Genomic DNA, 14,961 nt, shown 5'->3' with positions numbered 1-14,961 from the left:
CATCATGTTATCGATCAATAATCTGCACGCCGCCTACGGCAAAGTCGAAGTCCTGCACGGCATTTCGCTCGACGTGCCGAAAGGCAAGCTGGTGACCCTGATCGGCTCGAACGGCGCCGGCAAGACCACCACCATGCGCGCCATTTCCGGCATGCTCAAACCCAGATCCGGTTCCGTCACCCTGGGCGGCAAGGACGTCACGGGCCTCGATTCCCACCGCATCGCGCGCGCCGGCCTGGCCCATTCGCCGGAAGGGCGGCGCGTGTTCGCCTCGATGTCGGTGACGGACAACCTGTTGCTGGGCGCCTTTCCCCGCTTCACGCGGGCGCGCCCGAAAGGCGACATCAAGGCCGACCTGGACAAGGCCATGGAGCTGTTCCCCCGTCTGAAGGAGCGGCGCGACCAGCTGGCCGGCACCTTGTCGGGCGGCGAGCAGCAGATGCTGGCCATGGCCCGCGCCGTGATGCTGAACCCGGAAGTGATCCTGCTGGACGAGCCGTCGATGGGCCTGGCGCCCATTCTGGTGGAAGAAGTCTTCCGCATCATCACGCGCTTGAAAGCGGAAGGCGTGACCATGCTGCTGGTGGAGCAGTTCGCCGCCGCCGCCCTGAACGTGGCCGATTACGGCTACGTGCTGGAAAACGGCAGCATTTCCGTGCACGGGCCGGCGGAAAGCCTGAAAAATGATCCGAAGGTGATCGCGGCCTATCTGGGCGGCGGGCATTGAGCATGGCTGGACAATGCGCTTGCTGCGCATTGTCAAATCCTCTACACTGCGCTTCCCAACCCGCAGTGTAGAAAAAGGCATCATGCGCAGCGCCAGCCCGTTTTCCCCGCTTTTCCCTTCGCTTTTATCCCCGCTTTTTTTCCTGCTCTTGCCCGCCGCGGCCTGCGCCGACGATGCGCCGCTGCAAAAGGTTGAAATTACCGCCGCCAGCGGCGTGCAGCAGCGGCGCGACGACACGGCCGCGAAGATCATCGTCAGCCGCGACGACCTGGCTCAATATGGGGACAGCAGCCTGGCCGCGACGTTGAAACGCCAGCCCGGCGTCTCCATCGTCGGCGGCGAGGTGCGCATGCGGGGGCTGGGGGCCGGCTACACGCAGATGCTGATCAACGGCGACCCCGCGCCACCGGGTTTTTCCATCGAATCGATCGCACCCGAGATGATCGAGCGCATCGAGATTTTGCGCAGCGCGACGGCCGAATACAGCATGCAAGCCGTCGCCGGCAGCATCAACGTGGTCTTGCGCAAGGGCGCCAGCGGCGCCGAGCGCGAAGGGAAGCTGGGCGCGGGCCGGCAGGAGGGCCGCTGGCAACCTGCCGCGTCGCTGCGCGTGGCGGACAAGCTGCCCGGTTTCGCCTATGCGCTGACGGGCGCGCTCGAGCGCACTGCCGACGATGTGGCGGGAAGGATGACTGAAACAAGCGCCGATGCCACCGGCACGCTGCTGGCGCTGCGCGACACGCGCACGCGCAATGCTTCGTCCGTCAACAAGGCCAGCCTGACGCCGCGCCTGCACTGGACCCTGGACAAGGGCGACACCATCACCTGGCAAAGCCTGCTGGACTGGTACCGCACAGGGTTTGACGGCGTGGCGCGCGAAACGACCTTGCTGGGAGCGGCCTCCAGCTATCCGCGCAATGGCGCCACCTCGCAAGCCAGCGTGTTTTCAGCGCGCAGCGATGTGAGCTGGGCGCACGCGCTGGGGGCGGCGGGCAAGCTGACGGCCAGGCTGGGTGTCAACCACAACCGGCGCGACACGGATTACCTTTTCCATGGCGAGGTGGCCGCTGGCGCGCCCCTGCTGCTGCGCGGCGTGGTTTCCGACGCCGTCGACGACAGCGTCAACAGCAGCGGCAAATACCTGGGCCGGCTCGGTGACGGCCACGCCCTGAGCCTGGGCTGGGATGGCAGCCTGATACGCCGCAGCGAGTCGCGCCGCCAGCGCGACACGTATCTTGCCGGCGGCGCGCCGTATGCGCTCGATGAAGACTACACGGCCGACGTGCGGCGCCTGGCCCTGTATGCGCAGGATGAATGGGACGTGACGCCGCGGCTGCAAATGTATGCGGGCGTGCGCTGGGAAGGCTTGCAGACGGCGACCGAGGGCCGCACCTTGAGCGAAGTGCGCACGCGGGCCAGCGTCTGGAGTCCCGTGGCGCAGCTGCTGTGGAAGTTGCCGCAGCAGGAGCGCGACCAGCTGCGGCTGGCGCTGGCGCGCACCTACAAGGCGCCCACCACGCGCAACCTGGTGCCGCGCCGCTATACCGTCAACAATGGCAACAGCGCCAACAATCCTGATTTCCAGGGCAATCCCGACCTGCGCCCGGAATTGGCGTGGGGGCTGGACGCGGCGTATGAAAGCTATTTTGGCAAGAGCGGCGTGGCCAGCCTGTCGGCATTCGCGCGGCGCATCAGCGACGTCACCGTGCAGCGCCTGTTCCTGCACGATGGCGTCTGGACGGCCAGCCCGTTCAACAATGGCGCGGCCACGGTGCGCGGCATCGAGCTGGATGTGAAATTTCCCGTGCGGACCTGGTGGGTGCAGGCGCCCGACGTCGACGTGCGCGCCAATGCGGGGCGCAACTGGTCCAGGGTCGCCGCCGTGCCGGGTCCCGGCAACCGCCTGGCCAGCCAGGTGCCGGCCACGCTCAACCTGGGACTCGATTACCGGCGCTCGCCGGGGATGAGCATGGGCGGCAATCTGAACGTGCAGACGGGCGGCCTGGCGCGGCTCGATGCGCACGCCGGCAGCCATGCGGGCGTGCGGCGCACCCTCGACGCGTATGCGCTGTGGCAGCCGGACGCGAAAACGCGCGTGCGCCTGTCGGCCTCCAACCTGCTGCACCAGCAACGGGTGCAAGGGCAATCCTGGGTGGATGGCGAAGGCCGCAGCGACAGCGTGACGACCCTCGATGGCAGCGTTGCGCTGCGCCTGATGCTCGAGCGCAGCCTGTAGGCATCAGTGTTTGGTGGGCTTTTCCTGCTGCACCAGAATGAACGGGCTGACGACGACGGCCCACAGGGATGCGTCGGCGGCCTGCCAGTCCAGCGCCTGCTGGTCGGAGACCTTGGCGATTTTGCCGTCGGCCATCCATTGCGCGATACTGGCCTTGTCGTCGTGCGAGATGCGCACGGCCACTTCGACCAGGTCCAGCTCATTGGCGACCCAGACGACGTTGCCCTGGGCGAAATGCTTTTCCAGCTCGCTCCAGGCCAGGCGGGCCGTTTCGCTGTTGACTTTGAGGCGCAGTTCGGTGTCTTTTTCGGGATTGGTTTGCATGCGAAATATCAATGTTCGGTGAGTCGGCTGCTGTTGCGCGCGGCGGGTTTGCCTTACAGGGCTTCCACGCGCGGCGTCGGCGTACCCCGCCATGTTAACCGATAGGCGGCGCCTTTGCGAACATTGCCCACCAGGGCAGGGCGGAAGCAGGCCAGGTTGGTGCCGCTGGCGTGCCGCACGCTGGGGAAGATGACGCCCATGGAGCCGGCTTCGAGCAGCACGGCGGCCAGGTCTTGCGAGGCGATATAGCTGGCCGGGTCCAGGCAGGCGGCATAGCGCTGCTGGCCGCGCAGGTCGTGGAAACTGGCGGAAAAATCGGCCAGCAGCGACTGGTAGCTGACGCTGTCGTCGAAATAGTCGATTTCCTGGTATTCCACGGTCTTGTGGAAAATGATCTCGGCCAGCGCCGTTTGCATGTCGAAGGCGCAGTACCAGGCGCCCCGTTCGCCATCGTTGAAGCGCGCCCCTTCCGGGCGGGCATAGGTGTAGGCCGCATTGATGATGCGGAAGTGGGGCACGCCAAACACCAGCTCGTCCACGCCGATGCCTGGCGCGCCGCCATATTCCGCCACCAGGCGCGCATTCGTCGCGTTATCGAGCTCGAACAGCTCGCGCAGGTGATCGTCGTCTTCGGCCAGGGGCGCCAGCACGGAGTCTTCCATGTCGGCGAAGCGCGAGGGGATCAGCCGGCACGTGTCGATCTGGCGCAGCGCGGCCAGCGGCGGCAGGTGTTCAGTGGCAGCGGCGGCCAAGATTACAGCCCTCCGCGCCGCGCGTCGAGCAGCTTGCGCACCGTCTGCATGGCCAGCAGGCCGCCGGCCAGCATCTGCGACAGGGGCGTGCGCCCGCCAAACACGGGATTCTTGTTGGGCAGGCTCACCCATTCGTCGGCCAGCTTGTCGCCGTACAGGATGTGCAAGGCCTTGTAGATGCCCAGCAAATAGGAAATGCGCGTGATGCGGTCCACTTCCAGCACGCGGTCCGGCTGCTTCTTCCACTCGTAGTAGGCGCTGCTGGACAGGCCGCCCAGCAATTCGCGCGCATCGTCGTCGCGCAGCTTCCACGCGGCGGCCAGCTTGAAGAATCCTTTCAGTGCCGCCTGCGACAATCGCTCGCGCTCGGCTTTGGCATTCAGGTCGACGAGCACGGCCGGCTCGAAGCGGCTTTTCGGGTAGGCGTAGGCGAGATTCATGGCATGTCCTTCAATGGAACTCTGTTTGAGGACTACATATACTCCTTTTCTGGATTCATTGCAAGGACCGCGCGCAGGCAAAACGGGCGCGCCAGGACGGGTGTCCCGGGGCGCCCCGCTGGCGGGACGTCTGCGCCGGTCTATCTTGCCGTGACGGTCACGGGCACAGTCAGCTGCGCCGTCAAGCCGTTACTGTCCAGCGCCACCACCTTCAGCGCATAGCTGCCGGCCACGGGCTGCGGCCAGCTGGCCGTGATGGTCATGCCGCTCATGGAAAACTGCATGCCCAGCGGCGCGCCCGTGATCGAGATCCACAGCGACGTGGCGCCCGGCGCCGCCAGCGCGATGCTGCCGCTCATGGCCTTGCCCGCCACGCCCGTCATGGCGGCGGCGCTGATCGTGGGACCGGCGGCGGCGATCTTCACCGCCGCCACGGCCTGGCCCGTCAAGCCCGTCTTGCTGTCCCTGGCGATGACGGTCACGCTGTAGCTGCCCAGCACGGGGCTGGCCCAGCTGACGACGCCGGCCGCATTGATGCTCATGCCGGACGGCGCGCCCGCCAGGCTGTAGGTGACGGGGTTGGGCGCCACCGTCGTGGCCGTGAACGACAGGGCCACGCCCGGCTTGCCGCTGACGCCGGCGACCGTCACGACGGGCGCGAGCGGGGCGGCGATGGCCACCGTGTAGATGCCCTTGCCGCTCAGGCCAGTCTTGCTGTCCGTGGCCGTCACGGTGACGGCATAGGTGCCGGCCACGGGCGCGGCCCAGCTGACCAGCCCGGCGCTGCTGATGGCCATGCCGGCCGGCGCGCCGGCGAGCGCATAGCTGACGGGATTGGCGGCCGTGACGCTGACATTGAACGCCAGCGCCGTGCCAACCTTGCCCGTGATGGCGCCGGCGGCGACGACGGGCGGCGCGACGGGCGCAATGACGATGGCGTACACGCCCTGGCCGCTCATGCCGCTGACGATATCCCTGGCCACCATGGTCACGGCATAGGTGCCCGCCACGGGGGCGGGCCAGCTGACCACGCCGGTGGCGGCGATGCTCATGCCGGACGGCGCCCCCAGCATGGTGTAGCCGAGGGGATTGGAAGCGGTGGCCGCGACGGTGAACGACAGGGGCTTGCCGGCCGCGCCGCTGATGCTGGCCGGCGCCACCACGGGGGCGGCGGGGGCGAGCTGCGTGCCCGACAGGCTGGCCAGCAGGCTTTTGGCGTTCGGCGTGCCCAGGCCACCCAGCGGGTCATAGCCGACCCGGGCCGTGCACACGCTGCAGCTGCCGTTGCTGCCCTGCGTGATGTCGGCAAAGCTGCTGGCATAGGTGCCGGGCACGGCGGCGATTTGGCCGTACAGCATGGCGTGCGGCGCGCCCAGCGCCGCCTTGGCTTGCAGCGCGCGGCTGGCGTTGGCGATGGCGACCAGGCCGGCCCATTGCGGCGTGGACAGGCTGGTGCCGCCGATGCTGAGCCAGCTGGCGGTGCTGCTGCCTTGCGCCATGACGGCCGTGTACTGGCCCGTGGCGGGGTCGGCATTGAAGGCCACGTCGGCCACGTTGCGCCGCAACAGGTTGCCCAGGCCGGGCAGGCTGCCCGTCTGGTAGGCCGGCAGGGCCGTGTAGGCGCTGATGCCGCCGCCCGTACCGGACCAGGCCGTCTCGCTGCGGGCGCCGCTGCCGCTGTAGCTGAGCGTGGTGCCGCCCACGGCCAGCACGTTGGGCGACACGGACGGCCACGACACGCCGCTGCCCGAGTCGCCCGTGGCGGCCAGGTAGGTCATGTTCTTGCCCGTGAAGGCGCTGTCGACGGACGCCGTCCAGCTGCCTTCGGCGGCGCCAAAGCTCATCGACACGATGCCCGGCCCCATCAGGTTGGCCAGGCGCACGGCGCCCAGCAGGCTGTTGATGGAAGCGTCGGGCGCCTCGATCAGCACGATGCGGGCCAGCGGCGCCGTCGCATGGGCCCATTGCACGTCGAGCGCGATTTCCATGGCCCAGCCCGAGTTATAGGCGGGCGCCGTGGCCGTCATGGTGTTCGACGGCGTGCTGTACACAACGGACAGCTCGCAGCCGCCGGCGGGCGCGGCCGGCAGGGGCAGAGCGGCGCTGGTGGCGATGGCTTTGCTGGTGCAGGCGGGCAAGCCGAATTTCTGGTTGAAGGTGGCCAGCTCGGCGGCCACGTTCGGGTCATGCATGGCATCGATGATGTAGATGGTCTGTCCCGCGCCCAGTTGGGCCGCCTGGAGCGGCGTCAGCGCCGTGCCCGCCGCCGGCAGCGCGGGCAGGTCGTAGGCGGCGCGGATTTGCGCGGGCGAGTACGTGGCCACCACGCCGGCGCCGGCCATGGGCGCGACGGTGTCCGCCGCGCCGCCGGCCAGCAGGGGCGCGCTATTCAGCGCGGCCTGCTCCGCGGCGGCGATCCTTTGCGCCGTCAGGCGCCGCGTGTTCATTTCCGCCATGGCGCGGGGCACGCGCTGCAGGTGCGGACGCCAGTGGGCCGAGCCGCTGCTGTTGGCGTTGTCGCGCCCGTCAGGCGCATCGAGCAGGGCGGGCGCCGTGTGGAACATCGGCTGCGCCACCAGCGCGCCGACGGCGGCGGGGAGGACGGGTACCTCGACACTGAACTGTGTCGCCGCCGTGGCGAGGGCGGCGGGCGGTGCCGACGTGTCCTGGCCGGGACCGCAGGCGCCCAACAGGACGGCGGCAGTGGCGCCCAGCAGCAAGCGCCCGTGGCGGGAAGGCAGGGGAAGAATACTTTTCATGGCGAGACTCTCCGAGTTGGGCGAGGGCCACATCTCGACAATGCTCCCGGGCCTGGCGCCGCGCGCTGGCGGTGCTGGCCCTGCATTGGCAACCCCGCTGCCGTGGCGCTTGCGCGCGGTAGGCCGGTGGCTTTGCGTCCCCGCCTTTCGACGGGTTTGCCCTCAGAACTGATCATGCATCATTAGGAATTTCCAGATGCCTTGCCAATTCTAGTGAATCTGCCAAATAAAGTGTTTACTATTTCCAATCAACATTTCTTTTAATGCATCAAAATGTCGCATATTTCCCCATTTCGTGCGGCAATCTTGTCTGCTTGATTAAGTCTTAAAAGCAAGATTATCCGGGGGTTATCGAAGCATAACGGCGTTATCTCATTGCAACAATGCAATGCGTTTTCAGTCGCTTAATGAATTTCACGAATTTCACGAATTGATGGGCGTTGGCCGCCGTCAATCCGTGAAGATCATGCCCGGATACGGCGCCGCGCGGCACGCCGCCAGGCGCTGCGCCAGGCTGCCCGCATGGGCTTCCAGCCGGTGGCCGTCCGGGTCGAGGAAATACAGGGAATCGCCGGCGCTGCGGTTTTGCTGCCATTCGGACACGCCGGCGGCGCGCAGGCGCGCGGCAAAGGCGGGGAAGTCTTGCTGCGAGATGGCAAACGCATAGTGCGTGTAGGCGGGGCTGGCCAGCGCGGCGGTGTCCTGTCCTTCCAGCGACAGGCACAGCCACAACTCCCCGGCCGACAGATACGCACCCCTGTCCCAGCGCGCATGCAGGCGCAGGCCCAGCATGTCGCGGTAAAAGGCGACGCTGCGCGCCAGCTCGCGCACGGAGAGGGTGAGGTGGTTCAGGCCTGTCAACATGGTGCTGCTTTCGGCTGGAGTGGGGGCTGCTTACAGAGCTTCCGCAGTGCTTTGATGCGACATTGCTCCAGGCACAGTAATAAGGCCAGCAACGTCGCAACACCTGACGCAACCGTCGCGAGCGGAAGGAAGAGGTGGCCGAGAAGCGCAACCGTACTTCCAGTACGGTGAGCATCGCAGGCAACCTATGCCGACGCGCAGCAGGTTGTGTCAGGTGTTACTACACAGGTTCGGCGTGCTCTACCATGAGCTGCACCTTGGTCGTGCCATTGTATTCATTCGCATCGAGCCGGAAGGCGACCCGCGTGCGCTCGCCCAGGGCGTCCGTGTGGCCGAACCAGATGGCATCGAAGCGCACGCCGTTCTTTTCCAGCAGCAGTTTCAAATGCCGTTCCTTGAGGATGCGCTGGCTGACGACGCGGAATTCATCGCAGAAGACGGGCGGGGCGAAGCCCTGGCCCCACACTTGCTCATCCATCAGTTCGATGAAGGCCGTCGTGTAGTAGGCGTCTTCCAGCGGGCCGTCCGTTTCCACCACCCGTTCCAGCTGCTGGGCGCTGAGCCAGGCCTGGCCCACGGCTTCGAAGGCCTGGGAAAAGGCGTCGAAGGCGTCGGCGCGGATGGTGAGTCCCGCCGCCATGGCGTGGCCGCCGAACTTGTCGATCAGGCTCGGTGCCCGTTTCGACACGAGGTCGAGCGCGTCGCGCAGGTGGAAGCCGGGGATCGAGCGGCCGGAACCCTTGATCCAGCCGTCCGCGCCGGGCGCGAAGGTGATGGTCGGGCGGTAGAATTTTTCCTTCAGGCGCGAGGCGACGATGCCGATCACGCCCTGGTGCCAGGACTCGTCGAAGACGCTGATGGTGCTGCTGTTGGCCGGCTCGAAATCATCGAGGTGCAGCAGGGCCGTATCCTGCATTTCCGCCTCGATTTCGCGGCGTTTCAGGTTGATGTCGTTGAGTTGCTGGGCCAGGGCCCAGGCGCGGCCTTCGTCGTCCGTGACCAGGCATTCGATGCCCAGCGACATGTCCTGCAGGCGCCCGGCCGCGTTCAGGCGCGGGCCCAGCGCGAAGCCCAGGTCGAACGGCGTGGCGCTGCGCGCTTCGCGGCCCGCCACGCGGAACAGGGCGGCCACGCCCGCATGCATATTGCCCTTGCGCATGCGTTTCAAGCCTTGCGCGACGAGGATGCGGTTGTTCGTATCGAGGCGCACGACGTCGGCCACCGTGCCCAGGGCCACCAGGTCGAGCAGGTTGTCCAGCTTGGGCTGCGTCTGCGCATCGAACACGCCGCGCCGGCGCAGCTCGGCGCGCAGGGCCAGCAGCACGTAGAACACGACGCCCACGCCCGCCAGGTGCTTCGACGGGAAGCCGCAGGCGGGCTGGTTCGGGTTGACGATGACGGCCGCGTCGGGCAGGGTGTCGGCCGGCAGATGGTGGTCCGTGACGACCACCTGGATGCCGCGCCGGTTGGCTTCGGCCACGCCGTCGATGCTGGCGATGCCGTTGTCGACGGTGATGATGATGTCGGGCGACTTTTCACGGGCCGTCAGTGCGACGATTTCCGGCGTCAGGCCGTAGCCGTACTCGAAGCGGTTGGGCACGATGAAATCCACGTCGGCGCCCATGGCGCGCAAGCCGCGGATGGCGACGGCGCAGGCCGTGGCGCCGTCGCAGTCGTAGTCGGCCACGATGACCATGCGTTTCTTGGCGGCAATGGCATCGGCCAGGAAGGCGCCGGCCGCGCCGATGTGCAGCAGGCCGGACGGCGGTATCAGGTCTTTCGCCTCGATCGACAGTTCTTTCGCGTCGGACAGGCCGCGCGCGGCGTACAGGCGGGCCAGCACGGGGTGGATGCCGCCCTGGCGCAGCAGTTCGGATTCGCGGTAAGGGCAGGGACGGGTGGCGATGCGGGTACGGGTCATGATGCTTTCAACTTGTTCAGGGTAATCGCGCGCCAGAATTTGCGCTGCGCGTTCTTGCTGGTGGTGCAGGCCAGCCAGGCGTCGCGGTGGCTCAGCACCAGGCGCAGCTGCCCCAGGCGGCCATCCTTGAGGGCCGCCAGCAGGGGCGCGAACCAGTCTGTTTCCAGCGCCTGCAGCCGCTGCAGCCACATGCCCCATTCCTGGGCCTGCGCCGCTTCCGTCAGGCCGCCCAGCACGACGATGGCGTCCTGCGGGCTGGCCAGCACACTGCTTGGACTGGCTTCGCGCTGCGCCGGTTCCGCCAGCGCGGCCAGCCAACCGGGCACGTCCCGGGTATGCAGGCGGGCGGCGCAGACGGGCGCTTGCGCCGTGGCCAGGCTGCCGCCCCAGATCCAGAAGGAATTGATGGGTTTCAAGCCCCGTTCCTCGCGCGCCCCGTTGACGGGATGTTCATGCCACAGCATCTGCACTTCGTTCTGCAGGCGGCGCGCGGCGCGCGCATGCTCGCCTTCCGGCATCCAGACGGACAGGTCCTGCGTGGTGGCCGCGTCCGGCGTGGCGCACTGCAGGTCGCTCCAGGCGTCGGCGCGCATGAACCAGGTGCCCGCGTCGCCATACGCCAGCGGCTGGCCGATCTCCGCGAAATACGGGGCCGCAATGTCAAACAGGGCACGTCCGTCCGCTACGCTCAGATTGAGCTGGCGCAAGTCTTCCAGGCTGATATGGCTGCGGGCAATGGCCAGGTGGGCCGGATGCAGCAGGAAGTAGCGGGCACCCGGCTCGGGCGCCAGGCCGTAGCCGCGCATGGCCTGGGCGGCAAAGGCCGCCTGCGCCGCCGCGCCGCCGGACGCGGGCGCCAGGCCCAGCGCGTGCGCCAGCCACGCTTCGTGCGGCAGCAGGCGGTTGATGTTGTCAAAAGTTTCTAAATTGCAAGTGGAGGTGCGCGACAGCAGCGCCGCCAGCGCGGGCGCCTGCAAGACCTTGAGCAGGTCGGCAGCCAGTTCGGCGTTGGGCAGGGCGAAGGGCAGGACGAGGGTAAGTTGATTCATCCCGAGATTGTAGGCGATTGTGGCAGCGGCAGAGAAGGCGCCATGCATTTTCAGGGGAGCGGCGGCCACAGGGGAGGTGTCGGTAATGCGCAAATATTATAAAAATTTTATTGTTATTAATGGAAATCAATTTGCTTTTGCAAATATCGACGATATAATTGCGCTAACTTAAATGTCAGAAAGACAATCACCCCCCGCTGTGTGGTTGCGTCGCTTGGCTCCTGTGTCCCCAGAAACTGCATACAAGGTGCTGCCGGCTTCATTTTTTAAACAAGTCTCTTCTTGGAAGCCCACCCATGTATACATTCGCCGCTTTGCACGGCCAGGCTGACTGCGCCCTGGCCCCATCCGTCTCCTTCCAGGAGGCCGCATGACCACCTACAATCTGTCGACCACCGTCCACGTCTGCGAAGACACGAGCAAGAATTTCGACATCCGCGACCTGCTGATCCAGGCCGGCTACACGGCCCAGGGCGACCTGAACATCAAGGCCTTCAACGTTATCTTGCCTGATGACACGGAATCGAGCACGAATACGCCGCTGTTCGGCTTGCTCGACGCGGATACCGTCTACGTGCGCCCCGGCGACTGGGCCGCCAACTACAACGGCAGCTTTTCCACCATCGAGGTGACGATCGACAAGGGCAATGGCGACATCGTCCAGCTGGTCCTGCAAGTGGTCATCGACCCCGTCAACGACGCGCCCGATGCGGCCGACAAGACGTTTACTTTGCTCAACGGCAATAGTGTCGTGCTGAGCGAAGGCGATTTCGGCTTCCACGACGACGTCGAGCATGACGGCTTCAAGTCCATCGTCATCACCAATACGACGACGGCGGGGCAGGTGCTGCTCAACGGCGTGGCCGTGGCGGTGGGCACGGAAGTCTCCATCGACGACATCCGCGCGGGCCACCTAGTCTTCGTGCCCAGCCAGACGGTCGCGGGCGACTTCGACCTCGGTTTCAAGGTGCGCGACGACGGCGGCACGGCCGGCTGCAATGCGCAGGACCTGAGCCTGGTCCCCCATTACCTGACCTTCAAGGTGCCGATGGCCCACCTGGGCGACTTCGTCTGGGAAGACAGGAACGCCAACGGCGTGCAGGATGCGGGCGAGGCGGGCATCGCCAACGTGGTGGTGCAGCTGAAGGATACGGCCGGCAACGTGGTGGCCACCACCACGACGGACGCCAGCGGCGGCTACCACTTTGACGTCAACCCGGGCACGTATTCCGTGACCGTGGTGGCGCCGGCCGGCTACGTGCCGACGGCCGCCAACCAGGGCGGCGACACGGCCAGGGACAGCAATATCGACGCCAGCGGCACGATGGCGCCCGTCACCCTGGCGCCGGGCGAGACCAATCTGACCCTGGACGCGGGCCTGTACCGCACGGCCGAGCTGGGCGACCGCGTCTGGTTCGATACCAACAAGAATGGCGTGCAGGATGCGGGCGAAAAAGGCGCCGCCGGCGTGAAAGTGACCCTGCTCGATGCGTCGGGCAACTCCGTCGGCAGTCCGCTGGTGACGGACGCCAACGGCAACTACCTGTTCACGAATTTGAAGCCGGGCGCCTACAGCGTGCAGTTCGATAAAACCACCTTGCCGGCCGGCTATGTCTTCACGGGCCAGGACCAGGGCGGCGACGACCAGCGCGACTCGGACGCGAATGTGGATGGCCGCACGGCGCAGGTGCTGCTGGCCTCGGGCGACAGCAACCACAGCGTGGACGCGGGCATCGTGGCCCTGCCGGCCACCCTGGGCGACCGGGTCTGGCATGACACGAACGCCAACGGCATCCAGGATGCGGGCGAGTCCGGCATCGGCGGCGTCACCGTGCAGCTGAAGAATGCGGCCGGCAGCGTGATCGGCTCGACCGTGACGGATGCCACCGGCTATTACAACTTCAGCGTCGATCCCGGCACGTATTCCATCGCCGTCGTCGCGCCCGCCGGTTACTTGACCACCGTCAAGGATGCGGGCAGCAATGACGCGCTCGACAGCGACATCAATGCGCTGGGCAACAGCGGCCAGGTGACGGTCGTTGCCGGCCAGAACTACAAGGATCTCGACGCGGGCCTGTACAAGACGGCGTCCATCGGCGACCGCGTGTGGTTCGATGCGAATGGCAACGGCACCCAGGATGCGGGCGAAACGGGCGTGGGCGGCGTGAAAGTCAACCTGTACAACGGCAACGGCGCCGTCGTCGCCAGCGCCACGACGGATGCGAACGGTAACTATCTGTTCAGCAACCTGGTGCCAGGCAACTATTACCTGGGCTTCGTGCCGCCGGCCGGCTACGGCTTCACCAAGGCGGACATTGGCGGCTATGCCACGGATTCCGACGTCAATCCGGCCACGGGCTACACCACCACCATGGCCGTGCTGAAATCGGGCGACGTGCAGCTGGACTGGGACGCGGGCCTGGTCAAGCTCAACACGGCGTCCATCGGCGACCGCGTCTGGGAAGACAACAACTACAACGGCGTGCAGGATGCGGGCGAACTGGGCGTGGCGGGCGTGAAGGTCAACCTGCTCAATGCCGGCAACCAGGTCATCGCCACGACGACGACGAATGCCAGCGGCAACTACCTGTTCAGCGAACTGGCGGCCGGCAGCTACAAGGTCGAAGTCATCCGTCCATCGGGCTTCTATTACACCAAGGCGAATGTCGGCAATGACGCCACGGATTCCGACGTCGATGTCAGCACGGGGCGCTCGGCCCTGATCAACCTGGCCGCCGGCCAGAACGACATGAGCTGGGATGCGGGCATCTACCGCAAGGCCAGCCTGGGCGACAAGGTGTGGCGCGACGCCGACCACGACGGCGTGCAGGATGCGAACGAAGCGGGCATCGCCAACATCAAGGTGCAGCTGTACTCGGGCAGCGGCGTGCTGCTGGCCACCACCTACACGAATGCCAATGGCAATTACCTGTTCAGCAACCTCGATCCGGGCAGCTATTCGCTCAAATTCGACAAGTCGGGCGTGTATCACGCGGGCTACGCCATGGATACGTGGCGCTGGGGCGCGAAGAACGTGGGCACGAACGACAACATCGATTCGGACGTCAACAGCAATGGCACGACGGCCAACGTGGTCTACACGGACATCTTGAAACTGGCATCGGGCCAGAACGACATGAGCTGGGATGCGGCCATCACGCCCATCGTCATCGACCTGAACGGTGACGGCGTGCACACGATCGCCCGCGCCGACTTCCACGGCAGCTTCGACCTGCTGGGCACGGGCAGCGCCATCCAGACGGGCTGGGTCTCGGCCCAGGACGGCTTGCTGGCCATCGACAGCAATGGCAATGGCAAGATCGACAATATTTCCGAGTTGTTCGGCGGCAATGAGAAGGGCACGGGCTTTGCCAAGCTGTCCAGCTATGACTCGAACGGCGACGGCGTGGTCGATGCGAAGGACGAGCATTTCGCGGAACTGCGCATCTGGCGCGACGCCAACAGCAATGGCGTAACGGACGAGGGCGAGCTGATGTCCCTGCACGACGCGGGCGTGGCCAGCCTGACGGTGGGCTACACGGCACTGCCTTTCCTCGACGCCAACAGCAATCTGCACCTGGAGCGCAGCAGTGCCACCCTGGCCGACGGCAAGACGGTCGACATGACGGACGTGTATTTCAACGTCGACGCCAAGGATGCGGCCGCCGCCGGCGTGCACCTGCCCAGCATGGCCGACCTGCTGCGCGACGACAGCACGCTCGACGTGGTGCTGGGCCAGGATGGCACGGTGACGACGGTTGCCGCCGCGCCAGCCGCCGCCCCGGCCGCGGAAGTCCAGGCCCAGTGCGACATGGCCGACGTCCTGCGCCGCGCCATGGCCCACGCAACGACCCAGCCCCAGGAAATGGCTGCCTGATGTCCCGTACCA

10 protein-coding genes and 1 riboswitch are annotated in these 14,961 nt (G+C 66.4%); of the genes, 3 read left to right on the top strand and 7 right to left on the bottom strand.

Annotated elements, in window-relative coordinates; translation table 11 throughout:
• The first annotated feature begins 4 nt into the window (after window positions 1–4).
• Window positions 5–727, top strand: coding sequence for an ABC transporter ATP-binding protein (locus EBS11_RS00910; RefSeq protein WP_290599802.1), 723 nt, complete (start codon window positions 5–7; stop codon window positions 725–727).
• 82 nt (window positions 728–809) lie between these two features.
• The gene (locus tag EBS11_RS00905) at window positions 810–2,963 is read left to right on the top strand and encodes a TonB-dependent receptor (protein WP_290599801.1); all 2,154 of its coding nucleotides are present in this window, start codon (window positions 810–812) and stop codon (window positions 2,961–2,963) included.
• A gap of 3 nt (window positions 2,964–2,966) precedes the next feature.
• On the opposite strand, the gene EBS11_RS00900 is transcribed toward EBS11_RS00905, so the two are convergent.
• The 7 genes from EBS11_RS00900 to EBS11_RS00870 form a co-directional block, all read right to left on the bottom strand.
• Entirely contained in the window at window positions 2,967–3,287 is a 321-nt protein-coding gene (locus EBS11_RS00900) for a DUF2288 domain-containing protein (protein ID WP_290599800.1), read from the bottom strand.
• Window positions 3,288–3,340: 53 nt separating this feature from the next.
• On the bottom strand, window positions 3,341–4,039 hold the full coding sequence (locus EBS11_RS00895) for an RES family NAD+ phosphorylase (protein ID WP_290599799.1): 699 nt from the start codon (window positions 4,037–4,039) through the stop codon (window positions 3,341–3,343).
• 2 nt (window positions 4,040–4,041) lie between these two features.
• Window positions 4,042–4,479 carry an MbcA/ParS/Xre antitoxin family protein gene (locus tag EBS11_RS00890; RefSeq protein ID WP_290599798.1) on the bottom strand — a complete coding sequence of 146 codons (438 nt, stop codon included), beginning with the start codon at window positions 4,477–4,479 and terminating at the stop codon, window positions 4,042–4,044.
• A gap of 140 nt (window positions 4,480–4,619) precedes the next feature.
• Window positions 4,620–7,238, bottom strand: coding sequence for a S53 family peptidase (locus EBS11_RS00885; RefSeq protein WP_290599797.1), 2,619 nt, complete (start codon window positions 7,236–7,238; stop codon window positions 4,620–4,622).
• An 84-nt stretch (window positions 7,239–7,322) separates the two neighbouring features.
• Window positions 7,323–7,409: riboswitch (cyclic di-GMP riboswitch) on the bottom strand.
• Window positions 7,410–7,688: 279 nt separating this feature from the next.
• Complete coding sequence (gene fos / locus EBS11_RS00880) at window positions 7,689–8,102, bottom strand: fosfomycin resistance glutathione transferase (RefSeq protein WP_290599796.1); 414 nt, start codon at window positions 8,100–8,102, stop codon at window positions 7,689–7,691.
• Between the two features lie 220 nt (window positions 8,103–8,322).
• Window positions 8,323–10,023, bottom strand: a complete 1,701-nt coding sequence (gene recJ / locus EBS11_RS00875) for a single-stranded-DNA-specific exonuclease RecJ (RefSeq protein WP_290599795.1) — start codon at window positions 10,021–10,023, stop codon at window positions 8,323–8,325.
• Complete coding sequence (locus tag EBS11_RS00870) at window positions 10,020–11,072, bottom strand: hypothetical protein (protein ID WP_290599794.1); 1,053 nt, start codon at window positions 11,070–11,072, stop codon at window positions 10,020–10,022. Before EBS11_RS00870 ends, recJ begins: the two co-directional genes overlap by 4 nt.
• 370 nt (window positions 11,073–11,442) lie before the next feature.
• Between EBS11_RS00870 and EBS11_RS00865 the strand changes: the two genes are divergently transcribed.
• Window positions 11,443–14,949, top strand: coding sequence for an SdrD B-like domain-containing protein (locus tag EBS11_RS00865; RefSeq protein WP_290599793.1), 3,507 nt, complete (start codon window positions 11,443–11,445; stop codon window positions 14,947–14,949).
• Window positions 14,950–14,961 lie beyond the last annotated feature (12 nt).

Source organism: Janthinobacterium sp., from assembly GCF_009923995.1.
GTDB lineage: Bacteria > Pseudomonadota > Gammaproteobacteria > Burkholderiales > Burkholderiaceae_D > Janthinobacterium.
The sequence above is the reverse complement of the archived record's forward strand: the minus strand, read 5'-3'. Positions and strand labels throughout refer to the sequence as shown.